Annotated in this window: 1 protein-coding gene; it reads left to right on the forward strand. The window is 39.3% G+C overall.

Going from position 1 to position 639, the window contains the following annotated elements; all coding sequences use genetic code 11:
* A partial coding sequence (locus HMPREF2603_RS09320; RefSeq protein ID WP_261676379.1) for a Rib/alpha-like domain-containing protein occupies positions 1–639 on the forward strand: 639 nt, incomplete at both ends.

A 639-nucleotide genomic window follows, 5' to 3' on the forward strand; every position in this document is an offset into this window, starting at 1 on the left:
GAACAGTAGAAGTCCCAGTCACAGTGACTTATCCGGACGGTACAAAAGATCATGTGAAAGTTCCAGTAACTGTAGGAGAACAACCACAAAAAGACAAATATGAACCAACAGTAGGAGAAATCACAAAACCATACGGTACACCAACTACTGCGGAAGAAGTTCAAGAAAAAGTAAGTGTTCCAGAATTTCCTAAAGAAAAAGGCACACCTGTAGTAACGATAACGGATCCAACAAAATTACCAAATGGTCAAACAAGTGGCGTGTTCCAAGTCCCTGTCACAGTGACATATCCAGATAAAACAACAGACACAGTGAATGTGAAAGTAACCGTAGGACCGAAAGATTCTGAAACTTATCAACCAACAACAGGAGAAATTACGAAACCATATGGAACTCCAACTACTGTGGAAGAAGTCAAAGGCAAAGTAAATGTACCTAACTTCCCTAAAGAAGGCACTCAACCTGTAATCACAGTTGATACAAATAAATTGCCAAATGGACAAGTTAGTGGAGAAACTCAAGTCCCTGTCACAGTGACATATCCAGATAAAACAACAGACACAGTGAATGTGAAAGTAACCGTAGGACCGAAAGATTCAGACACTTATGAACCAACAATTCAACCAATTAAAAAACCAT

The sequence above is a fragment of the Staphylococcus sp. HMSC055C03 genome (assembly GCF_001809385.1).
Classification (GTDB): domain Bacteria; phylum Bacillota; class Bacilli; order Staphylococcales; family Staphylococcaceae; genus Staphylococcus; species Staphylococcus simulans.